Genomic DNA, 21,957 nt, shown 5'->3' with positions numbered 1-21,957 from the left:
CTAAAGCCCGACGGGCTCCCCGCGCGCGTTGGCTCATGGGCGCCGCGGGACGCTCGCGGCCATCGCTTTGCATGGCCTCCGACTAAGCGCTAAAGTGCGAAGCCCGGCCTTCAGGAGAGATCGTTCGACATGGGAGCGCTCAGCCATCTGCGCATACTGGACCTCACGCGAGTGCTCGCCGGGCCCTGGTGCGCACAAACGCTCGCCGATCTCGGCGCGGACGTCATCAAGATCGAGCGGCCCGGTGCGGGCGACGATACGCGCCACTGGGGCCCGCCGTACCTGAAGACGCCCGACGGCGCCGATACCCGCGAGGCCGCCTATTATCTGTGCGCCAACCGCAACAAGCGCTCGGTCACGGTCGACATCGCCACAGCCGAAGGGCAGAAGATCGTGCGCGAGCTTGCCGCCACGAGCGACGTGGTGCTGGAAAACTACAAGGTCGGGCAACTCGCCAGATACGGACTCGACTATGCCTCGCTGGCGCGGTTGAAGCCCGATCTCGTCTACTGCTCGGTCACCGGCTTCGGCCAGACCGGGCCTTTCGCCGAGCGCGCCGGCTACGACTTCATCGTGCAGGGCATGGGCGGTTTCATGAGCATCACCGGCGAGCGCGACGGTCTGCCCGGCGGCGGCCCGCAAAAGGCTGGCGTGGCGATCGCCGATCTCATGACCGGCATGTACGCGACCGTCGCCGTGCTCGCCGCACTCGCCCATCGCGACCGCACGGGAGCCGGCCAATACATCGACATGGCACTGCTCGACGTACAGGTCGCCATGCTCGCCAACGTGGCGTCGAACTACCTCGCGAGCGGTCAGCCCCCCGTGCGCTGGGGCAACGCGCACCAGAACATCGTGCCGTATCAGGCGTTCCAGACGAGCGACGGCTGGATCATCGTGGCCGTGGGCAACGATGCGCAGTTCCGCCGCTTCGTCGAGGCGGGCGGGCGCCGCGAACTCGCCGACGATCCCCGGTTTGCGACCAATCCGGAACGCGTGCGCCACCGCGAAACCCTCGTCCCGATCATCGCGGAGATGGTGAAAACGCGCGGCAAGCACGACTGGATCGCCACGCTCGAGGCGCTCGGCGTACCGTGTGGGCCCATCAACGACATCGGAGAAGTGTTCGACAACGAGCAGGTGCGCGCGCGCGGACTGCGCGCCGAAGTTGCGCACCCGAGCGGCGCGACTGCCGCGCTCGTGCGCAACCCGATCCGGATGAGCGGCACGCCGCCTGAAATCCGCACGGCGCCGCCGACGCTCGGGGAGCACACCGAGGCGGTGCTGCGCGATCTGCTCGGTTACGACGACGCGGCGATCGCCGCCTTGCGGGCGCGCTCGGTCATCTGACGCGCCGAGCCGGTGCCGCCGCTGCCGCCACTATTCAGCAGCGAGCGCGGCGAGCCAGCGCCGGCCCTCTTCCCAGTCGCCCAGGCGGCTGTCGGCGTTGATATGGCCGCGTGGCCCCAGTTCGACGAGGCGGCTGCCCCAGGCGTTCGCACAGCGCTCGGCGAAGGCGAGGCTGCCGTACGGGTCGTCGCTACTCGCGACGACGACCGTCGGAAACGGCAGCGGCACCTCGCTCACCGGCTCGTAGCCGCGCGCATCGGCCGGAAACTCGGGGCCCTTCGGATCGGGCACGGCCACGAGCAGCGCACCGGCCACGGCGGCGAGCGTCGCCGGGCTGGCGCGGCGCGCGGCCCACGCGGCGGCCGTGAGGCAGCCGAGGCTGTGCGCGGCCAGCAATACCGGGGCGCTGCCACGCTCCTGCTCCGCCGCAATCGCCCGTTCGAGCGCGTCACACCACGCTTCGCAAACGGGATGATCCCAATCGGGCATCGCTACGCGCGAGTACGCGCGATCGAGCGCTTCCCAGCGCGTTTGCCAGTGGCCCGGGCCTGAATTGGCATAACCGGGGAGAACGAGGACACGTTTCGGTTGCATGGCGGATGAAGAGGCAGAAGTTCGATTCGCCCGATCGAGCGGACAATTGCGGGGTTCGCGGCGCCGCGGGCGCACAGCCGCGTAGTATAAGCGCCGATCCCCGGACAAGGAGCTTGAACGATGAGCACCGAACAATGGAGCGTCGTGGACTCATTCATCTGCGATGCATTCGTGCCCCGCGACGCGGCCCTCGATGCCGCGCTCGAGGCGAGTGCGCGCGCGGGTCTGCCCGCGATCAACGTGGCGCCCAATCAAGGCAAGCTGCTGAATCTGCTCGCGCGCATCCAGGGCGCGCGGCGCATCCTCGAAGTCGGGACGCTCGGCGGCTACAGCACGATCTGGCTCGCCCGCGCGCTGCCGCCGGACGGCTCGCTGACAACACTCGAAATCAACCCCGACTACGCGAACGTCGCACGCGAAAACATCGCACGCGCGGGGCTCGCGCAACAGGTAACGGTACGCCTGGGCGATGCCGTGCAAACGCTTCGCGAGCTGGCTCGCGAAGGCGCGGCGCCGTTCGACTTCGTCTTTCTCGACGCGAAAAAGGAGTACTTCCCGCAGTACCTGGACGGCGCGCTCGCGCTTGCGCGGCCCGGCACGGTCATCGTTTGCGACAACGTCGTGCGCGGCGGGCGCGTCGTCGACGCCCACTCCAACGATGCCGATGTCCAGGGCGTACGCCGCTACTACGAATTGGCCGGCGCCCATCCGCGCCTCACGAGCACGGCGGTACAAACGGTCGGCAGTAAAGGCTGGGACGGCTTCGCCGTCTCGATCGTTCAGCCCTGAGCGGCACTCGCTCAGGCGTTACCTCATTACGCCGTCACGTCATTTCACACCGGCGCCGATGAGGCCGCCCGCGGCGGCGCCCGCCACCGTGCCGATCGGGCCGCCCGTGACCAGATAGCCGAGCGCGCCGCCGGCGCCCGCACCGATCGCGGCATGCTTCTGGGTGCGCGTCATCGAATCGCAGGCAGTGAGGCTCGAAAGAATGGCTGCCGCAAGCGCGAACTTGGCAAGGGTCGATGTTTTCATGGCTTATGACCTGGAACGCGAAACGAACGAAATGATTGCGGCCGGCGCACGCGCGCCGGCCTTCCTGTGCGGCTCGAATCGTACGCGTGCCATCTGCCGCGCGGCAAACCGTTTTACCGGCTGTTACGGTCTTAACAGACGCGCAACGCGCGTCGCAATTGGGCAACGCTCGACGGGCACGCGCGCCGCGGGGCGCCTCGGTAAAGCCCGCTCAGGTAAAATGATCCGATTCGCGCAGGTATGCCCGCGCTCTTTAGCCGATTTCCGACACTTCGCATGAACAACGAACGCAACGATGCGGCGGCGGCAGCGCCGTCCAATTTCATCCGCAACATCATCGACGAAGACAACCGCACGGCCAAATGGGGTGGGCGCGTCGAAACGCGTTTCCCGCCCGAGCCCAACGGCTACCTGCACATCGGGCATGCGAAAAGCATCTGCCTGAATTTCGGCATCGCTCGCGATTACGGCGGCGTGTGCCACCTGCGCTTCGACGACACGAACCCCGAGAAGGAAAGCGTCGAATACGTCGATTCGATCGTCGATGCCGTACGCTGGCTCGGCTTCGATTGGGAAAAGAACGGCACCGAGCATCGCTATTATGCGAGCGACTATTACGACAAACTCTATGCGTTCGCGGAATTGCTGATCGAGCGCGGCAAAGCCTATGTCGACAGCCAGTCCGCGGACGAAATGCGTGCCTCGCGCGGCTCGCTGACGGAGCCGGGCAAGCCGTCGCCCTACCGCGACCGCACGCCCGACGAGAACCTCGATCTCTTCCGCCGCATGAAGGCGGGCGAATTCAAGGAAGGCGAGCATGTGCTGCGCGCGAAGATCGACATGGCTTCGCCGAACCTGAACATGCGCGACCCGGTGATTTACCGGATCCGTTTCGCGCATCACTACCGCACGGGCGACAAGTGGTGCATCTATCCGATGTACGACTACACGCATTGCATTTCGGATGCGCTCGAGAACATCACGCACTCGTTGTGCACGCTCGAATTCGAAGACCACCGTCCGCTTTACGACTGGGTGCTCGACCAGTTGGCCGATGCCGGGGTGTTCGCGCGGCCGTTGCCGCAGCAAATCGAATTTTCCCGGCTGAACCTCACTTATGCGATCACGAGCAAGCGAAAGCTGCTGCAACTCGTGACCGAAGGGCACGTCGACGGATGGGACGATCCGCGCATGCCGACGATCGTCGGCGTGCGCCGCCGCGGGTTCACGCCCGACAGCATCAGGCTCTTTTGCGAGCGCATCGGCGTGACGAAGGTCGATTCGTGGATCGACATGAGCGTATTCGAAGGCGCACTGCGCGACGATCTGGACGATAAGGCGCCGCGCAGCGTCGCCGTGCTCGATCCGCTCAAGCTCGTCATCGACAACTTCCCCGCCGATCTCGCCGAGCCTTGCACGGCGCCCGTTCATCCGCATCACGCCGAACGCGGCCAGCGCACGTTCCCGATCACGCGCGAACTCTGGATCGAGCGCGACGACTTCACCGAAACCCCGCCGAAGGGCTATTTCCGTCTGTTTCCCGGCAACAAGGTTCGGCTGCGCTACGGCTATGTGATCGAGTGCACGGGCGCGGAAAAAGATGCCGACGGCCATATCGTCGCCGTCCATTGCAATTACTTCCCCGACAGCAAGTCCGGCACGGAAGGCGCGAACAGCTACAAGGTCAAGGGCAACATCCACTGGGTCAGTGCGACGCACGCGATCGCGGCCGAGGTTCGCCTTTACGACCGGTTGTTCAAGGAGGCCCAGCCCGACGCAGGCGGGCGCGACTTCCTCCAAGCGCTGAATCCGGACTCGAAGCGGGTCGTTCACGCCTATCTGGAGCCGGGCGCGGAGAAGATGCTGCCGGAAGACCGCTGCCAGTTCGAGCGGCACGGCTACTTCGTTGCCGACCGCCACGACTCGCAGCCGGGCAAGCCCGTCTTCAACCGCATCGTGGGCCTGCGCGACAGTTGGGGTAAAGCGGGCTGAGCGCCGCCGCTGCCCGGATGGGGCAGCCTTCATCCGCCGACGATGAACGCTGCCTGCGCTGCTTTAGCCGCCCGGCCCGGACGGCTAAAGCGAGCGATGCAACTCGGCGAGCGAAAGCGCTGTATCGAAAAGGCGGGTGAGACTGCGGCTCGCGTAACGCGGCACCTCCTCCGGATCGACCCAAAGGAAAGCGTCCATCTCGGGAATCATGCGGCCGTCCTGGCGGCTCGGGAACATCGACGTACACACGCAGTTAGCTGAATCGACTTCGTCGTCGGCCATGCGCGCGGCGAACAGGTGCAGATCCTTGTCACGCCGATAGGCAAAGCGCCCGAGGTCCGTAAGACGCTCGGGCGCCAGCACAATGGAGGTCTCCTCGCGCAATTCGCGCAACGCCGTATCGATCGGCGCTTCTTCCGCTTCCCCCAGCCCCTTCGGGATATCCCAGTGCGTCGTTGCGGTGGCGTGGGCAAGGAACAGCCGCCCTCGCCGATCGAGCAGGATCACGCCACACGAAACGGTTCGCTCTGCCATCTCTCCGTCAGGACTCCCCGAAACTCGAAATCAGTATCAGTTCACGTCGCGGCCGGGCGGCCGGCCGTCACTGCCGGGCTCGGCGCCTCGAGCAGCCACCGATAGACGATGCCGCCAAACGCCCCGCCAACGAGCGGGACGACCCAGAACATCCACAACTGTTGCAGCGCCCAGCCGCCCTGGAACAGCGCCACGCCGGTGCTGCGCGCCGGATTGACCGATGTGTTGGTCACCGGGATGCAGACCAGATGAATCAGCGTCAGCGCCAGCCCGATGGCGATGGGGGCGAATCCCGCCGGCGCGCGGCGATCCGTCGCGCCGTGAATGACGATCAGGAAAAACGCCGTCAGCACGAATTCCGCGATCATGGCTGCCTGCAGCGAATAGCCGCCCGGCGAATGCTCGCCGTAGCCGTTGGACGCAAAGCCGCTCGCCGCCGCATCGAAGCCGGGCTTGCCGCTCGCGATCGCATAGAGCACCGCGCCCGCGGCCACCCCGCCGACCACCTGCGCGACGATATACGGAACGACGTCGCGCCCGCTGAAACGCCCGCCGACGAAAAGCCCCACGGTCACCGCCGGGTTGAAGTGCCCGCCCGAAATGTGGCCAACGGCAAATGCCATGGTGAGCACGGTCAAGCCGAAAGCCAGTGCGACACCGGCAAACCCGATGCCGAGTTGGGGAAAAGCAGCCGCGAATACCGCGCTTCCGCACCCGCCAAAGACAAGCCAGAAAGTGCCGAGTGCCTCTGCCGCCAGCCGTTTGTTCATGAGCGCCTCGCCGCGAAATCAAGTACGACGGATACTATGTCACGCCGAACGCCAACTCAAGACACACTCGATGCATTTAACAATAATTCATAATCCGCCTTTTTCCAAAAACGTTCGGCCGCGCCGATAAATTCGTTGCGGTTATTGCCGGGCTTTTCCATAGCCGTCGTCGAGCGTGCGCAGGAATGCGACGACGTCGCGGATTTCGCGCTCGTCGAGTGCCGGTTCGTCTCCGGGGTGTCGATCGAACGGCGGTTCGATGTTGACGTTACCCCAATAACGCTTTGGAAGATCGTCGAATTTCGCCACGCGGCCCGCGACAACCGAATAAAAACGTTTGGGATGGGTATCGCGTTCCACATAGAAATGGAGAACATCTTCGAGCGAGTGGAAGGCGCCATTGTGAAAGAACGTTTTACGCGTGGCGACGTTACGCAATGTCGGGGTGCGAAACAGCCCGCAGAACTCGTCGCGGCCCGCGAGATCGGTTCGCCAAGGTCCGCACGCGCCGAGGTCGTAAAATTTCGGATCGCGATTGGCCGGCAGCGCGCGATTGCGCGGCACCCCAAGCGCAATCAGGCCGAAATCGGTGAAAAGCGGCGGCGAGCCGTCTTTCGCCGGCGCGCTCGGATGGCAGCTCGCGCAGTTGCCCTTGCGCTCGTCTTCGAAAAGCCGAAGGCCGCGCAACTCTGCGTCGGTCAGCTTCGCCCGGCCAGCGAGATAGGCGTCGTACTTGCTGGAGAATGGTGCGAAGAGCGACGGACGCTCCTCATAGATCGACAGCGCTTCGCCTACCGCGCGAAACGCAGCCTGATCGTCATCGAGCACGCGCGCGCCGAACGCCGCGCGAAACGCGTCGGCATAGGGCGCCGCCCTCACAGCCGCGGCAACACGCGCAGGTGTGCTATCCATCTCGAACGAGGAAGTGAGCGGAATGGCCGCCTGCGCACTGCGCGCGTCAACACGCCCGTCCCAGGTGAGACCGCCGGTTGGGCCGGCATCGACGCTTTCGTCGCCTTCGTCGTCGGAATCGTGGAAGTGCTCGGTGAACGCGGGCACCGACTGCAGGTACATCAGCGATGGCACCGCGCGATAGCCGGGCCGGCGCAGGTCGCTGCCGCCGAGCTGCACGGCCAGCGCATTGGGCGGGCCGAACGCATGCGCGGGGCTGTGGCACGACGCGCAGGCCAGCTTTCCCGAGCCCGATAACGCCCGCTCGGAAAAGAGCTTTTCGCCGAGCTCGCCTTTTGCCTGAACGGCCGCGAAAACCTCGGCACGCGTCATCGGCACGGCATCGCTGCCGGCCTCGGAGGCGGCGCGCACGGCTGCGGCGCGAACCACGCCGCCGGCCCCGCTTCGCGGCGCCTGCGCAACCGACGGCGCACAACCCATGGTCACGAACGCCACGATGGCCGCGGCCTGTACGATCGGCATACGGGACGCCCATCGACGCAGCCCGCCGGCCGCCGCGGTAGCTCCGGCAGCCCTGGCAGCCCTGCTCGCGATGCGGATCACGTCGGCCCCTCCTATTTTTGGTGTCAGCATAAGGACATCGAAGGGCGCTAAACTGCAGCGCATTTGCGCGACGCAGTATACCGAGCACAAGCGGCAATCAGGAGAACATACAATGTCGATCAAGACGAAACGACGCTTTGTCCTGCCCTCGGCGCTCGCAACCGCCATCGCATTGGGCGGATGCACGCAGAACCCCGTGCACGGCGGCACCGACCTCTCGGCCGTGCAGAACATCGTCGTCATCTATGCCGAGAACCGCAGCTTCGATAATCTGTACGGTCATTTCCCCGGCGCCAACGGCGTGCGCAGCGTCACGCCGCAAGGCGCGCGGCAGCTCGATCGCGACGGCACGCCGTTGCCGGTGTTACCACCTGTCTGGAACGGGCTCACGCAACGCGGCGTGACGCCGGCCGTCACACAGGCGATGACGACGAACCTGCCGAACACGCCCTTCGCCATCGACGACCCGCAAGGATTCAACACGTCGCGCCGGGTTGCGACGCGCGATCTCTGGCATCGCTTCTACGAGAATCAGATGCAAATCGACGGCGGCAGAAACGACCGGTTCGTTGCCTGGGCCGATTCGGGCGCGCTGACGATGGGCCACTACGCGGCCGATACGTCGACGCTGCCGCTCTGGAATATCGCGCAACGCTATACGCTGGCCGACAACTTTTTCATGGGCGCATTCGGCGGCTCATTTCTGAACCATCAATGGCTCGCCTGCGCCTGCACGCCCGTTTATCCGAACGCAGACAAAAGCCCGGCGGCCGGCCTGGTCTCTGCCGTCGAGGCCGACGGCGTCACGCTGAAAGTAGCAGCCAACTCGCCGCGCTCGGCGCTCGATGGCCCGCCGAAGTTCGTCAATTCGAGCAACCTGACGCCCGATTTCTACGCGGTCAATACGATGCAGCCGGCCTACCAGCCGAGCGGCAACGCGCCGGCGGCTGGCGGCGATCCCCGTTTCGCTGATCCGGCCACGCCGACGACGCTGCCGCCACAAACGCAACGTCACATCGGCGACATGCTCAATGCAGCCGGCGTGACCTGGGCCTGGTACGGTGGAGCGTGGAATACGGCACTCGAAGCGACGAACCGCAAGGCCGTCATCTACGGGCCCGACCGCTCCGCGCCCAACTTCCAGCCGCACCACCAGCCGTTCAATTACTTCGCCGATATGGCTCCGGGCACGGACAACCGCGCGCGGCACCTGCTCGATGGCGGGGTGAACGGCGCGAAGTTCATCGAGGCGATCGACAAGGGCGAACTGCCGCAAGTCGCATTCTATAAACCGCAGGGCAATCTGAACGAGCACCCCGGCTATACCGACGTCGAATCGGGCGATCGCCATGTTGCCGATGTCGTCGAGCATCTGCAAAAGAGCCCGCAATGGCGGCACATGGTTGTGATCGTCACCTACGACGAGAACGGCGGCTTCTGGGATCATGTCGCGCCGCCCAAGGGCGACCGGTTCGGACCGGGCACGCGCATCCCCGCCATCATCGTCTCGCCGTTCGCGAAAAAGGGCTATGTCGATCACACGCAGTACGACACCACGTCGATTCTGCGCTTCATTACGCACCGCTTCGGCCTCGAAGAACTGCCCGGGCTCAAGATCCGCAATGACGCGCTCGTCGCGCACGGGCAGGCGCCAATGGGCGACTTGACGAACGCGCTCGAGTTCACCGCCAGCCGCTGAACGCGCGTGCGCTCACGGCAGGCTGCGCGCGGCCGGCGCCACCCCGGCCGTCGCCACGCGCGCAATGGCACCCTGCAGCGCGAGCAGGTCGGCAGGCGACGCCTCGTCTCGCTCGAGCGCCTGTTCGAGCCGCCTGCCCGCCTGAGCCACCTCCTCGAGTTGGAACCACGCCGCCGCGCCCACGATCCGATGCGCGATATCGCGGGCGCGCTCGCCGTCGCGCTCGAGCGATAGCGAAAGCAGCACCGACAGCTCGCTCGCCAGCGTGCGCCGAAGCTGCTCCCACAAGTCGCTTTGCCGTTCGGGCGGCAGGCCAGCCGGATCGAGGGTGTGCGCGGCCGGCGTCGCCACGTCATAGCGGTCGAGCAGCCCGCGCAACTGGTCGAGGTCAACCGGCTTGACGAGCACTTCATCCGCACCGGCGGCCAGGCATGCCTCCCGCTGCTGCGGCATCGCATTGGCCGTCAACGCAACGACGGCGATCCGCCCGGAGCGGCCGAGATCGCGTTCGCGGGCACGGATGTGCTCGATCAAGGCAAGGCCGTCCATGACGGGCATCGCACAGTCCGTGATGACCATCGCATAATCGCGCGACTCGAGCGCCTTGAGCGCCTCCACGCCATTCGCGGCGCAATCGCAATCGTCGATATCGACTGCCGCGAGCTGTCGCCTCAGCACTTCGCGGTTGATCTGCTCGTCCTCGACGACGAGGATGCGCGGCTTGACCGTCTCCCCTGCGGCGGCGGGCTGCCGCGGCAGCGCAGCCGCCTGCCCCCGGACGCGCGGCCGGCTACGGTCGACCGGCAACGGCAGTTCGATCGAGATCGTCGTGCCGTGGCCCGGCTCGCTCTCGAGCGAAATCGTGCCGCCCATCGACTCGATCAGCCGCTTGCAGATGGCAAGCCCGAGGCCCGTGCCCCGATACCGCCCTGCGGCCGTATTACGCGCCTGCGCGAACGGCGAAAAGAGCCGCGCCTGATCCTCTTTCGCGATGCCGATTCCCGTATCGGCAACGCGAATCAGCAGCCGCTCTTCATCGACATCGCGCGATATCGCCGTCACCGACAATGAGACCGTTCCGTAGTCGGTGAACTTCGATGCGTTGCCGAGCAGATTCAGCAGCACCTGGCCGAGCCGCTGCGCGTCGCCGATATGGCTCGCGGCGAGATCGGGCGAGACAGTGACGATGAAATGCAGGCCCTTGTGCTCCATTTCCGGCGCGACGATGCCGGCGGTGCGCTCGACAATGTCGGCCACGCACATCGCTTCGCGCTCGAGCGCAAGTTCCCCGTTCTCGCTCTTGGCGAAGTCGAGGATGTCGTTGAGGATACGCAGCAGGATCTCGGCCGCGTTGCGGGCCATGTCGAGCAGATGCTGGTCGTCACGCGCGAGCCGTCCATGATCGAGCAGTTGGAGGATGCTCACGAGCCCGGCAATCGGCGTGCGGATCTCGTGGCTGACCGTCGCGAGGAACGTATCGCGCGCACGCGAAGCCTCCTCCGCGTCATGCTTGGCGTCCACAAGCGCCATTTGGGTCTGCTTGGCGTCGGTGATGTCGTGAATGTAGCCGCTCCAGACCACGTCGCCGCTGTCGAGCCGCCGCGGCGCCGCCTCGAGGCGGATCCACGCACGGCGGCCGTCCGCGAACGCGAGCGCCCGCTCGGCGCTTACGCGCTCGAGCGAGCGCGCCGAGCGCACGAAACGGCGCTCGAGACCGAAGCGGGCGGGCGCGTCGAGGCACGCCGCGAACGTTTCGAGCACCTGCGCATGCCCCTGCTGACGAGGAGGCAGCCAGTCGTAAGCACGCCGGTTCACGAAGACGAGCGAAAAGCCGCGGTGCGCGCCGCCCGTGAGCCGCAGCTGAAACACGACGGCGGGCAAGCCTTGCGTGAGCTCCGCCAGTTGCCGTTCGGTTTCGCCCCGCTGCCGCACTTCGACGCGCAAGCGCATCATGTACACGAACAGCACGCCGAGAAAGACGATCGTCACGACCGCAAGCGGCGCCAGCACGATCCACAATGTGCGGGCGGGCACGCCAAACGTGAAGCGCGTGGAAAGCCAGCTGTTCTGAATATGATCTCGCTCGCGCTCCGGAATCGCCGCGAGCACGCGATCGAGGAGCGGCACGAGCCGCGCATAGCGCGGCGCGACCGCGAATGAAAGCTCCTGCGTACGCCCCGCCGGCGCGGCAATGCGCAAGACGCCAGCGTACTTTTGCCGGACGAGCTTGTCCACGACGCCGAGATTGCCGATATACGCGAACGCCCTGCCGCTCGCGACCGCATCGAGCCCTTCCTCGGCCGATCCGACCAGAAGTTTGCGCGTGTTCTGCAACCCGAGCAGACCGATGCGCAAGACGTCGGAATCCTTGACGACCGCGATCTCCGAGCCGGAAATATCGTCGGCGCCCGCGATGAACGGCGCGGTCTCGCGGGTCACGATGACAAGCGGGTAACGGACGTAAGGGGCCGAAAACTCGAAACCGGCGTCGAGCCCGTCGAGCCGCGTTGCCGCGACGACGAAATCGACCGCGCCGCTATTGGCCAGTTGAACGGTTTGCGCCCATGAGCTCGCGGGAACGATCCGGAAGCGAACGCCCAGACTATCGCTGATGAAGTCGAGGTAGTCACCCGAGATGCCGTCGATCTGCCCCGACGCGTTGACGAATGCCATGGGCGCCCATTGCGGATCGACGCCGATACGCAGCACCGGAAGCGATTGAAGGTAGGCACGGTCTTGCGCCGAAAGCGGCAAGCGCAGATTCCAGGCGATGTGCGGAGGTTCCGCATCTTGCGCCGTGCGGGTGCAGCCGGAGAAAAGTGCGCAAGCGCCCGAGACCAGCATGGCAAGCGCCGCGATCAACCCGCGGACACGACGCCCGCGCGCGGCAGGGCCGGACACGGCGGCCCTCATACCGCGGAGATGTCGTGCTTGCGGCAATACTCGAGCAGATCCTGGTTGGTCGCGAGCCCGAGCTTGCGCTGAGCGTTCATCTTGTGGCGGCTGATGGTCTTGACGCTGCGGTTGAGCCGCTGCGAAATCTGATTCGGCGTCAGCCCCTCACGGGCGAACAAGCGAACGACCTCGAGTTCCGCGGTCGTGAGCGTGGCGTCCTTGCCGACGCGCGAGCCCACGATACTCGCGCTGGCGAGCAACGACTGGATGCCGGGGCTCACATAGTGGCGCTCCTGCACGACGGCGAGCAATGCTGCCTGCAGCTCGTGCACGCCGCCCGCTTTTTCGACGATACCGCTGATCCCCTTGGAGATGAGCTTGTTCAGAATGGCAACGTTTCGCATGGCCGTGACGACGACGATCGGCACGTTCGGCCGCATTCGCATCAAACGGTCGATAAGCGCGATACCGTCCTGCGTTCGTTCGCCCGGCATCGCGTAGTCGGTCACGATGGCGTCGAAGGATTGGGCCTGTACCGCGGCAATGAGCTCGTCGGAGTTCGCGGCTTCGGCGACCACCTGCGCAACACGGCTAGCTTCGGCCGCAAGCCGGATGCCGTGACGAACGATAGCGTGGTCATCCGCCACGATAATGCGCAACACCTGGTTCATAATATTCTCGGATACGACTTGATGGACCATCGATGGCACGAGGCTACCGACTCGGCGGCCGCCAACGCCACTACCGATGCTGGCCCCGCACCAGATTCGGCAGAATTCGCGATGCTAAATTCCACAACGCCATTCGATAATACGAAAATTCTCGGAATAGGCAGGCGGTTTTTATATAAATTCGAATCGTTGAAAACCCATTAAACGAATAATTAACCAGACTTTGAGAAAAATCGCGCTGCCCCACCCTGCCCGCCACGCCTGGTTCATCGCCGGCCGCACATGGTGTCGACGAATGCATCGATGCTCAACACCCAGTCCGCTTCGCCGGCACGCAGCCTGCACTCCCCGGGCCGCAGCGTAGCGTCCGCTTCGACGGGCCACGGCCACGCGTGCCGGCTCGCCTCGTTGGCCGCCAGATCCGCTGTGCTCAGATACAAGGTGGCCGCGTGGCGATCGCCCACCTGCGCACGCAGTGCGTCGGCCACGATGCGTACGCGCTGCTCGGCCGGCATCGAGACGGCTATTTTGTGCAGCGCCGCTGCAAGCGCCTCATCGAGCACCGCCTCGAAGCGCGCGTGCAAGGATCTGCGTTCCCGCTGATAGGAGGCATCCAGTTCTGCCGCGCGCGTGAGCAACGCGGCATCCGCCTCGCGACGGCGGGCGGCCTCGCAAGCGGCCGCTCGCTCCCGCTCGGCGCGGGCCCGCTCCCGCGCACGGCCGAGGATTGCGTGCGCGCGGCGCCGGACAACGCCAAGATAGGCGGCAGTATCCTCCCACCGGCCAATCTCCTCGGCGCCCCAAACGAGCTTTACGATGGCGGGCTCATTGGCATAGGGTGTCACGACGCGACGTGCAACGAAGCTCATGAGGCCCTGCCCTCCTGGCGGGCACCGAGCCAGCGAGCCGCCGCGAGCACCAGCGCAAGGCACCGCGGAACCACGAGCGTCTCGACGCGCAGCGCCGACTCGCCTGCCTCGGTGCCCGGCTCGAGCATCATCGCGAGACGGCTGGCAACGTCGGGCCAGTCCTGCTCCGCCATCATCCGCAGTATCCGCAGGCCGTGAGCTTGCCCCGGCCAGCCGTCTGTTGCCCGCGCATCGCCGACCACGCGCATGCAGTTGACCGTTCTGTAGCGCAACGCGCGGCGCGCAACCGGATCGCGCGCCGCGGCGTGCGCGCGATGCCCGCCGCCCGGCGTGTGCAGCAGCGCCAGCCAGCCCAGCAGCGACGAGGCGTCGCGCAGTCGTTGAGGCGACATTTCGAGCAACGCAAGCCAGCGCGCATCCGCGGGCAACGACCACTCTTTCTCGAGTGCGAAAACATCGATCCAGCCGCTGAAATGAAGCCTCGCGCGTTCGCGGCCCATTTCGCGGCCTGCTTCGTGGCCTGCTTCGCGGCCCATTTCGCGGCTCGTTTCGCGGCCCGCTACGGGCGCGGGTACGCCGTACCGGATGCGCCAGGCTTCGTCGGCCCATGCCCAGGGCTCGAACCAAAAGCGCAGCCACCGCCCGCAATCCCGCCCGCGTTCATTGCTCATTGCCCAGCCCCGACGATCGAGCGCGACGCGCGCGCCACGACTTGCCGCACGAGACGCCGCGCACAAGCCATCCCAGCGCGAACGTGCCGGCCGCCGCAAGCACGGCAAGCAACGGCCACGCAAGGGAGGAAGACGCCCGGCTTGCGCCGGCCCCGGGCAGGCGCATCGCGGGTGCGGCCCGCCCGGGCTCGGCAACCAGCATGACGGCCACCCGCCGGTCATCTTCGTCCGCGAGCCCGGGAACGCCGTTCTTGACGAGTTGCACGATGCCCGGAACGAGCCCCGAAAGCTCGACGTCCGCCCGGTGCCTGATCAGTAGCGACGCCGAAGGGGATACCACCGGCGCGCCGGGCCTGTGCCGGTCGAGCGGCACGATGCGCGCCCGCGCCGCGACCACGCCGTCGATGTCGAGCACCGCGCTTTCGATCGCCTGCTCGAGCGCGCGGACATAACGGGCTTTTTCCTCGAGCGGCGTCGGCATCATTCCCTTCTTGCCAAAGACGTCGGCGAGCCGAGCCGGTGCCTCGCGCGGCAGCCCGGCATCGCGCAACACCGCGACGGCCTCGGGGAAGTCGCCCTCGCTGACCGATAGCGCAACGCCGCCCTTGACCGGCCGCCGCTCGACCGCGATCGCACGCTCCCGCAGCAGCGCCTCAACTTCGTTGGCGGAACGCAGATCGGTTGTTTGATAGAACTCGATACGCGGCGAGCAGGCGCTCAACGCGACCATCGAAACCACGGCGAGGCCGCGCCACCATCGGGTGCGCCAATGCATGGCCCGCGCCTCAAGCCGCGTTCAGCAATTGCTTGAGCGCTCCCGCGCTTGCCCCGACGACGCGCGCGCTCCACATGATGTCGAGGTTGTGGGCGGCGAGCGCACGTGCCTGGCGATACATGAGGGCGGCAACGACATGCCCGCCCTCGCCAGCCGCCTGCGCGCCCACGGCGCGGCTGCGCAGCGTATCGGCTTCGACCCGGCGACGCTCGATGTCGTCGAGATGTTGCGCCAGCGCGCGCAGCGTCGGCGAGCGGCTCGTGCCGGTGTGCACGGGCGACCCCGGCACGGCGCCGGGACCGAAGCCCATCGGCGGCGCAACCGCCACTGCCATTGCATCGGCAAACGCGCCGCCCCCTGCCCGGCTCGCGCGCAACGCCCCGTCGACGCTCTGCGCCCCTCCCACTTTCAATTCATCCACGCTCGTCGCTCCCCGCTCGTCATCAAGGTTTCAGTTGCGCCGCGAGCTGGCGAAGCGAATTCACCAGCTGCGTCTCCATGTTCACGGACGCCGCGACGCCGGCGAGTTGGGCATCGACGCGCCGCTTCTCGTGGGCGAACGCGGCGGCCGCAGTCGCGGTCGCATCCATCATGCGCGCCTGCAACGCCATCTGCGCGGCGAGCGGCTCGTTCAATCGATTCATCGATCCATCCGGTGACGGCCGGCGCGCCGACACGCGCCAGCCTGGGGTTGCCGTTGCCGCGCTCAGAAGTGAATCCCTTGCGCCGCCTTGTAAAGGGCGTTTTGCAGCTTGGTGCCCGAATCCAGATGCCCGCTCGCGATGCTGTTCGCCGTGTCGGCGTAGAGCTTGCGGATGCTCGCCTGCGTCTGCAGCTCGATCGTCTGCATCTGCGCCGCCTCCTGCCGGCGCAACACGTCCCCCACGTGCCCCAGACCTGGCCCGCCACCGGACGGCGCGGATGCATCCGGCTGACGGGAGACGGTCGAGGCCGCCGACGAAGTGAACGCGGCGAGCGTCCCCAGCATGTGGAGCGCGGGCAGCAACGCGCCTATGGTCATGACGATCCTCCTTTGCATGTGATCGATTGTGTCGTGTCGTGTCGCGCATACCGGCGTCGCTCGGCGGCCCCGGCAAGCTGGCCACTTAGTAACGGTCCGCGCGCAACCGGTTCCGCCGGCACGGGCGAAAGTGACCGCGCGGCGCATGCCCAACCGTCGGCTTACCGATACGCCTGCGTAATTTCGTCCGATTTCGCGGTTGCCAATCCGCATAGCGGGTCGGCGAGCGCAATGATTCCGCGCATCACAGCCCACTACGATTCGAACAATGATTTCGAGGCTCTCCGAGCGCCCCTTGCACGGCGGCGGCACCGACGTATCGATCCAGTTCGACGACTGGTACCGCTCGCACGGCCGGTCGATCTATCGATTCATCATGCGTCGCGTACGCAGCGCGGAAGACGCGGAGGACATCCTGCAGGCCACCTACCTCGGCGCGTGGGAAAGCCGCGCTTCCTATCGCGGCCACGCAAAGCCCAAGACGTGGCTCACGGCCATCGCGCTCAACGTCGTACGCAATCACGTGAGCCGGACGAGCGATTACAGGTTCGTCGTCGAGCCCATCGAAGATCACGAAGAAGAACTCGTCGACTTGCTCGCGCCCGAGCGTCGCATCTGCGTGAAGCAGCGCTTTGCGCGGTTTCTCGAGTTCGCCGAGTCGTTGTCGCCGCAACAGCAGCACATGCTGGAGCTGCTTTTCATCGACCGACAAAGCTACGTGCAGGCGGCGCGCACGCTCGGCATACCTGTCGGCACCGTGCGCTCGCGCCTCTCGCGGCTGCGCGCGAAGCTGGACAAGCATTTTTCGTAATGCAGCCAGCACGGCGCACCGCCCAAGGCAACCGCAAACCCTACGCAGCAGTTTTTTCTCCCACCATGAAGCCCATGACTCCGAGCATTCCCGAACTCCAGCTCTCGCAGGCAATCGCGCGCGCCGATCACATCCGCGACACGATGTCCGCTGCCGATCCGCGCGACTGGCATCGCTATCTCGCCGCGTTGCGCAGCGTCTCGCTCGCCAACTGGAGCGCGACCACGGACATCCAGATGAAGTTCGCGCTCGTGCGCAGCGCGCTCAACGAAGTGCGCTGAATGAGCCGTTTCAAGCATTCCGGCGCCCGCCCACGCATCGCCGCGGCGCTTGCATTGAGCTCCTTGGCGGCGTGCGCCCTGGCGGCTTCGCCGACGGCCGACGGCGCCATACCCGGCGAAACCGCACTTGGCGGGGCCTACTCCTATCAGGCGGCCGGACGCTCGCCCATCGATGTTCTCGAACGGTTCGCGGCCGATCATGGCTTGCGCCTGCGCATCGATGCGCGCGCGAGCACCCACGCTTCGCAACGTTGGCGCCGTGCGACGATCGACGGCTGGCTGCGCGGCGAGTCGGGGCGCGAGTTTCTCGAGCGGCTCGCAGCCGCATATGGTTTCGAGTGGTTCGTGACCGACCGGGTGCTCCACGTGACGGATCGCTCGGACGCAACGACCACGCGCGTCGCGCTGGGCGGAGCCGATGCGCGCTCGGCGCAAGCGGCACTCGCCGCGGTCGGGCTCTACGATGCCCGCTTCGGCTGGGGCGTGCTCCCGGGCCAGGACGCCGTGCTCGTCTCGGGCCCGCGCGAGTATGTTGCCGCCGTACGGCGCTTTCTCGCGCCGCGCGCGCAGCCGCGCATCGATGCGCCACAAATCGAAGCGAGGGTATTTGCGCTCCGGTACGCGCATGCGGCCGATGGCGCACCCGGCGGGCAGCAGCGCGATGCCCGTCCCGGTGTGGCGTCGATCTTGCGGCAACTGATCGGCACGCAGCCGCGCACCGACGTGCCGCGCTTTCAGTTGCCTTCGCACACGCCCGCGCACACGCCCGCGCAGATGACCGTCGACACCGGCGCGCCGGCCGACTCGGCGTTCGGGGGCTGGCTCGGTGGCGCGCAAGCCACCTATGAACTTCCCCCGCTGCCCGAGAGCCGGTCCGCCGCCACCTGGCTCGCCGACGCACCGCGGCGAAGCGACCCCGTCGTCGTCGCCGACGAAGCATCCAACAGTGTGCTGGTCTGGGCCGAATCGGGCCTGCTCCCACGCATCCAGGAAATCGTCGATGCGCTCGATCGGCCATCGCCGATGATCTCGATCGAGATCGTCGTCTTCGAATCGGACGACCCGGCACTCCATGCAGCAACGTCCGACGCGGCTGCCGGCGCGGGCGAAACAGCCACGCCCGGCGCGCCCGCGCTCTATCGCCAATGGAGCCGGGCCGTCGGCGAACAGCGCGCGCGACTGCTCAATCGCCAGCGCGTGGTCGGCTTCGCCAATCGCCACCTGCTACTCGAGATCGGCTCCGAGGCGCCGAACGTTTCCGCCGCCGCAACGCCTGCGGAGTCCAACGGGCGAACCGCCCAGCGGGGCGACTCGCTCGATCTCGTCGCCCGCCTGCTGCCCGCGCAAGCGAAGGACCAACCCGCGATCGCAGTCGACGTCGCACTCATCGCGACCCAGCCTACGGGCCTGCCGGGCCGGGAATGGGCAAATACGAGCCGGCTCTCCCTGCAAACGGGTATCGCGCTGCAAGGCGGCGACGCCCCGCAGCTCGTCGCAAGTTACCCCGTCGCAACGGCGCGGGCTCAGCAGCGCGCGATCTTCATCCACGCCAAGCGCATCTGATCGTTATTACCCGAGCCTACAACCCATGCTGGAACTGCGCATCACGACAGGGCTGCACCGTGGCACGGCTTTTCCGCTCGACGGCGATGCCGTGCGCGTCGGCAGCGATGAAAACAACGATGTCGTGCTGGACGATCCCGGTATGCCGGCCTGCGCGGCCACCTTCACACGCGAGACGGCCGGCCGCTGGGTCATGCGCGGCGCGGACGCACCATGCGAGGTCGCGGCCGGCTTGCGCGTCGCTCTCGGCCCGGTCGGTGCCGTTTTCGCCAACGAGGGCGCGCCATGGGACGAAGCGACCATGGCGGCTGGCTTTCCCCGATCCTCGCGGCGGCTGCGCTCCGGCGCACGCCTCACGGCCGCGTTCGCGCTCGGCGCCGCATGCGTGTTCGCGCTCGATCATGCCCGCCTTGCGCTGCGGGAGGCGCAGGCATTCACGCCGGGCGCGCCTGCGCCGCTCGACGCCGCGCCATTGCGCACGGTCAGGGCCATCGTCCATCCGGCTCGCGTCGAACCGGGCAAACCGCCCTTTGCGGTCGTCAGCGTGCAAAGCGGCGCATCGGGCTTCGTCGTGACCGAAGACGGCCGCGTGCTGGTGCCAGGCGCCCGCCGTGGCCCGTTCACGCTCGAGCGTATCGAGCCGCGCCGCGTTGTATTTTCCGGTCCTTATTCGGCAGAGCTCGCATGGTGACGCCCTCGTCGCCACCGCCTTCGCTCGAAGGCATGCACGGGATCGACGCGCGCCTCGCGGCGTGGACGAACGCCGCTCGTGCACGCCTCGCCGCCCCCGCGCTGGCCGAGGCATACGGCCACGTCGAACGCGTCAGCGCGACGCTGATCGGCGCGCGGCTCGCCGATTGCACGATCGGCCACCTCTGCGAAATCGGACATCCCCACAGAAACGCTCGGCCGACGCTGGCCGAAGTCGTCGGCTTCGATGGCGCGCATGTGCTGCTCGCGCCGCTCGGCTGCACGCAGGGCCTGTCGCCGGGCACACCTGTTCGCTCGCTGGGCCGCGGGCACGAGCTCGCCGTCGGCGCGCATCTGCTTGGCGAGGTCCTCGATGGACTCGGCCGGCCGCTCGATCCGCTCGATCCGGCCGATCCCCGACGCGTCGACGCTCCCGCAGCGCAATGCCGCCGGCAAGCCGTGCTCGCCGCTCCGCCGCCGCCAACCGGGCGCCCCCGCATCGCCGACAAACTCGTGACGGGTGTGCGCGCAATCGATGCGCTCGCCACGCTGGGTCGCGGCCAGCGCATCGCGTTGCTTGCAGGCCCGGGGGCCGGCAAGACGACCTTGCTCGGCGCGCTGGCGCGAGGCACGGCAGCCGATGTGGTCGTGCTCGCGCTCGTCGGGGAACGGGGACGGGAGTTGAACGAGTTCCTCGAGCGCGAACTCGATCGGTCGCGTCTGGCGCGTACGGTCGTCGTATGGACCGGGGCCGATGCCGCGGCGATCGAACGCGTGCGCGCGCCGTTCACCGCGACGGCAATCGCCGAGGGGTTTCGCGCAGCCGGCCAGCACGTGCTGCTGCTCGTCGATTCGTTGACGCGCGTAGCTCGGGCTCAGCGGGAGATCGGTCTCGCAGCGGGCGAGCCGCCCGGTCGCCTTGGGTTTCCGCCCTCCGTCTATGCCATGCTGCCTCGCCTCACCGAGCGCGCCGGCCTCACGCGCGATGGTTCGATTACCGCCATCTATACGGTACTGACGGAATCGGACACGGGCGACCCGATCGCCGAGGAAGCGCGCTCGCTCCTCGACGGGCACATCGTGCTGTCGCGGGCTCTCGTCGAGCGCGGCCATTTCCCGCCGATCGACGTGCTGGCAAGTCTGAGCCGCACCATGCACGCCGTCGTGGACGACGTGCACCGCTCGCAAGCGGCACGGTTGCGCGATCTTCTCGCGCGTCACCGCGATCTCGAGTTGTTGATTGCCCTGGGCGAATTCCAAACCGGCTTTGATGCCGACAACGACGAGGCAGTCGCGCGGCACGCGCGAATCGCCGCTTTCCTGCGGCAAGACCTGCGTGTCGCGTCGTCATGGCTACAAACGATGGAGCAACTGAATGCAACCGTACACGGCTGAGCGCAAAGCATGGCGAGCGCTGGAGGTCCGATGCGCCGCCCGGCTCGCACCGGGACGCACGATGCTCGCGCGGGCTGCACGCGGCGTCAGTGAGGCCGCCGCCGCGCTCGCGCATGCGCGGCTCGCTCTCGCCGCAGCCGAGCGCGAGGCGGCTGGCGCCGCAGCCGCGAGGCGCTCGACGCTCGGCAACGGGCACACGTTGCGCGGAGCCGACTTCGATCGACTCCGCGACCAGGCGTCGGCATGCTCGCGCCGGCTCGACGCATTGCGGCTCGCGCTTACGCTGGCACAAACCCGGTATGACGATGCACACACCTTGTCGGCGCAGGCACGTCGCAGCTATGCCGCGCTGGCACGCAAACGCGAAAAGTATCGGCTCGTCGACGATCTTCTGCGCGGGAGGCTCGACGACAATGCGAATTGACGGCACCGCCCCACCCATCGTCGCGCAGGTGTCGGGCCCGCGGGCGTCGTTGGCGCCGCATACGAGCGGCGCATCCCACCCATGGGGGACAGGCTCGGAGGCGCCTCAGGCGCTATTGGCGACATGCCCCCTGGCACAACGTCTGGCCGGAGCCGTCGGAGCCGCGCCCGGCAAGATCGGCTCCGCCGTCTCGATCATCGCAGCCGTGAGGCTACCGGCGCTCGGACGCTTCGAGCTGCATGCCGTCGTCACGGAGGAAATCCTCGCGCTGACGCTGCGCGTCGAGACGATTCGCGCTCAGGCCTGGGCCGAGCGCAATCGCGAAGCGCTCGAAGCGCGCATGCGCGAGCGGGCGAAGCACCCCGTCAGATTGTCGGTCGTGCCATGGTGAGCGCAGTTCGC

General features: G+C 67.0%; 24 protein-coding genes. 11 read left to right on the top strand and 13 right to left on the bottom strand.

Annotation, left to right across the window (positions count from 1 at the left end; genetic code table 11):
• The first annotated feature begins 129 nt into the window (after positions 1–129).
• Complete coding sequence (locus U0034_RS17085) at positions 130–1,350, top strand: CaiB/BaiF CoA transferase family protein (RefSeq protein WP_085227051.1); 1,221 nt, start codon at positions 130–132, stop codon at positions 1,348–1,350.
• A 30-nt stretch (positions 1,351–1,380) separates the two neighbouring features.
• Here the strand turns inward: U0034_RS17085 and U0034_RS17080 are convergent, their stop codons facing one another.
• Entirely contained in the window at positions 1,381–1,944 is a 564-nt protein-coding gene (locus U0034_RS17080) for an RBBP9/YdeN family alpha/beta hydrolase (protein WP_085227049.1), read from the bottom strand.
• A 120-nt stretch (positions 1,945–2,064) separates the two neighbouring features.
• Here U0034_RS17080 and U0034_RS17075 point away from each other — a divergent pair, with 120 nt between their 5' ends.
• On the top strand, positions 2,065–2,733 hold the full coding sequence (locus U0034_RS17075) for an O-methyltransferase (RefSeq protein ID WP_085227047.1): 669 nt from the start codon (positions 2,065–2,067) through the stop codon (positions 2,731–2,733).
• 39 nt (positions 2,734–2,772) lie between these two features.
• Here the strand turns inward: U0034_RS17075 and U0034_RS17070 are convergent, their stop codons facing one another.
• Entirely contained in the window at positions 2,773–2,979 is a 207-nt protein-coding gene (locus tag U0034_RS17070) for an ornithine carbamoyltransferase (protein WP_085227045.1), read from the bottom strand.
• 276 nt (positions 2,980–3,255) lie between these two features.
• Here U0034_RS17070 and U0034_RS17065 point away from each other — a divergent pair, with 276 nt between their 5' ends.
• Positions 3,256–4,971, top strand: coding sequence for a glutamine--tRNA ligase/YqeY domain fusion protein (locus U0034_RS17065; RefSeq protein WP_085227043.1), 1,716 nt, complete (start codon positions 3,256–3,258; stop codon positions 4,969–4,971).
• 84 nt (positions 4,972–5,055) lie between these two features.
• Here U0034_RS17065 and U0034_RS17060 read toward each other — a convergent pair whose 3' ends face one another.
• The 3 genes from U0034_RS17060 to U0034_RS17050 form a co-directional block, all read right to left on the bottom strand.
• Positions 5,056–5,505: an NUDIX hydrolase gene (locus tag U0034_RS17060; RefSeq protein WP_085227041.1), complete on the bottom strand. Its 450-nt coding sequence runs from the start codon at positions 5,503–5,505 to the stop codon at positions 5,056–5,058.
• Positions 5,506–5,546: 41 nt separating this feature from the next.
• Positions 5,547–6,275 carry an aquaporin Z gene (aqpZ, locus tag U0034_RS17055; RefSeq protein WP_085227039.1) on the bottom strand — a complete coding sequence of 243 codons (729 nt, stop codon included), beginning with the start codon at positions 6,273–6,275 and terminating at the stop codon, positions 5,547–5,549.
• 141 nt (positions 6,276–6,416) lie between these two features.
• Positions 6,417–7,820 carry a cytochrome-c peroxidase gene (locus tag U0034_RS17050; protein WP_085227036.1) on the bottom strand — a complete coding sequence of 468 codons (1,404 nt, stop codon included), beginning with the start codon at positions 7,818–7,820 and terminating at the stop codon, positions 6,417–6,419.
• An 82-nt stretch (positions 7,821–7,902) separates the two neighbouring features.
• On the opposite strand from U0034_RS17050, the gene acpA reads away from it, so the two are divergent.
• Positions 7,903–9,489 carry an acid phosphatase gene (acpA, locus tag U0034_RS17045; RefSeq protein WP_085227034.1) on the top strand — a complete coding sequence of 529 codons (1,587 nt, stop codon included), beginning with the start codon at positions 7,903–7,905 and terminating at the stop codon, positions 9,487–9,489.
• Between the two features lie 12 nt (positions 9,490–9,501).
• On the opposite strand, the gene U0034_RS17040 is transcribed toward acpA, so the two are convergent.
• The 8 genes from U0034_RS17040 to U0034_RS17005 all read right to left on the bottom strand — a co-directional run bounded on the left by U0034_RS17040 (position 9,502) and on the right by U0034_RS17005 (position 16,391).
• Positions 9,502–12,390 (bottom strand): ATP-binding protein, encoded by a 2,889-nt coding sequence (locus U0034_RS17040; RefSeq protein ID WP_158243464.1) that lies wholly within the window; start codon positions 12,388–12,390, stop codon positions 9,502–9,504.
• An 8-nt stretch (positions 12,391–12,398) separates the two neighbouring features.
• Complete coding sequence (locus tag U0034_RS17035; RefSeq protein ID WP_158243465.1) at positions 12,399–13,055, bottom strand: response regulator; 657 nt, start codon at positions 13,053–13,055, stop codon at positions 12,399–12,401.
• Positions 13,056–13,321: 266 nt separating this feature from the next.
• A complete protein-coding gene (locus U0034_RS17030; protein WP_085227027.1) occupies positions 13,322–13,924 on the bottom strand; it encodes an HrpE/YscL family type III secretion apparatus protein in 603 nt (200 codons plus the stop codon).
• On the bottom strand, positions 13,921–14,595 hold the full coding sequence (locus U0034_RS17025; protein ID WP_085227025.1) for a hypothetical protein: 675 nt from the start codon (positions 14,593–14,595) through the stop codon (positions 13,921–13,923). Before U0034_RS17025 ends, U0034_RS17030 begins: the two co-directional genes overlap by 4 nt.
• Positions 14,585–15,370: a hypothetical protein gene (locus U0034_RS17020; protein WP_085227023.1), complete on the bottom strand. Its 786-nt coding sequence runs from the start codon at positions 15,368–15,370 to the stop codon at positions 14,585–14,587. Before U0034_RS17020 ends, U0034_RS17025 begins: the two co-directional genes overlap by 11 nt.
• A 10-nt stretch (positions 15,371–15,380) precedes the next feature.
• Complete coding sequence (locus U0034_RS17015; protein ID WP_139831141.1) at positions 15,381–15,791, bottom strand: hypothetical protein; 411 nt, start codon at positions 15,789–15,791, stop codon at positions 15,381–15,383.
• 22 nt (positions 15,792–15,813) lie between these two features.
• Entirely contained in the window at positions 15,814–16,005 is a 192-nt protein-coding gene (locus U0034_RS17010; protein ID WP_085227019.1) for a hypothetical protein, read from the bottom strand.
• 71 nt (positions 16,006–16,076) lie between these two features.
• Positions 16,077–16,391 (bottom strand): hypothetical protein, encoded by a 315-nt coding sequence (locus U0034_RS17005; protein WP_085227017.1) that lies wholly within the window; start codon positions 16,389–16,391, stop codon positions 16,077–16,079.
• 268 nt (positions 16,392–16,659) lie between these two features.
• On the opposite strand from U0034_RS17005, the gene U0034_RS17000 reads away from it, so the two are divergent.
• The 7 genes from U0034_RS17000 (at position 16,660) to U0034_RS16970 (ending at position 21,946) form a co-directional block, all read left to right on the top strand.
• Positions 16,660–17,202 (top strand): RNA polymerase sigma factor, encoded by a 543-nt coding sequence (locus tag U0034_RS17000; RefSeq protein ID WP_085227015.1) that lies wholly within the window; start codon positions 16,660–16,662, stop codon positions 17,200–17,202.
• A gap of 65 nt (positions 17,203–17,267) precedes the next feature.
• A complete protein-coding gene (locus U0034_RS16995; protein WP_139831140.1) occupies positions 17,268–17,483 on the top strand; it encodes a hypothetical protein in 216 nt (71 codons plus the stop codon).
• Positions 17,484–19,046: a secretin N-terminal domain-containing protein gene (locus U0034_RS16990; RefSeq protein ID WP_085227011.1), complete on the top strand. Its 1,563-nt coding sequence runs from the start codon at positions 17,484–17,486 to the stop codon at positions 19,044–19,046. It abuts the gene before it with no gap.
• A 25-nt stretch (positions 19,047–19,071) separates the two neighbouring features.
• Complete coding sequence (locus tag U0034_RS16985; RefSeq protein WP_085227009.1) at positions 19,072–19,737, top strand: FHA domain-containing protein; 666 nt, start codon at positions 19,072–19,074, stop codon at positions 19,735–19,737.
• The gene (locus tag U0034_RS16980; RefSeq protein ID WP_233211791.1) at positions 19,731–21,131 is read left to right on the top strand and encodes a FliI/YscN family ATPase; all 1,401 of its coding nucleotides are present in this window, start codon (positions 19,731–19,733) and stop codon (positions 21,129–21,131) included. The genes U0034_RS16985 and U0034_RS16980 overlap by 7 nt, the downstream gene beginning before the upstream one ends.
• Positions 21,112–21,555 carry a hypothetical protein gene (locus U0034_RS16975; RefSeq protein WP_085227007.1) on the top strand — a complete coding sequence of 148 codons (444 nt, stop codon included), beginning with the start codon at positions 21,112–21,114 and terminating at the stop codon, positions 21,553–21,555. The genes U0034_RS16980 and U0034_RS16975 overlap by 20 nt, the downstream gene beginning before the upstream one ends.
• Positions 21,545–21,946: a hypothetical protein gene (locus U0034_RS16970; RefSeq protein ID WP_158243466.1), complete on the top strand. Its 402-nt coding sequence runs from the start codon at positions 21,545–21,547 to the stop codon at positions 21,944–21,946. The genes U0034_RS16975 and U0034_RS16970 overlap by 11 nt, the downstream gene beginning before the upstream one ends.
• Positions 21,947–21,957: the final 11 nt, after the last annotated feature.

Origin of the sequence: Trinickia caryophylli, assembly GCF_034424545.1 — a bacterium.
Taxonomy (GTDB): domain Bacteria; phylum Pseudomonadota; class Gammaproteobacteria; order Burkholderiales; family Burkholderiaceae; genus Trinickia; species Trinickia caryophylli.
The sequence above is the reverse complement of the archived record's forward strand: the minus strand, read 5'-3'. Positions and strand labels throughout refer to the sequence as shown.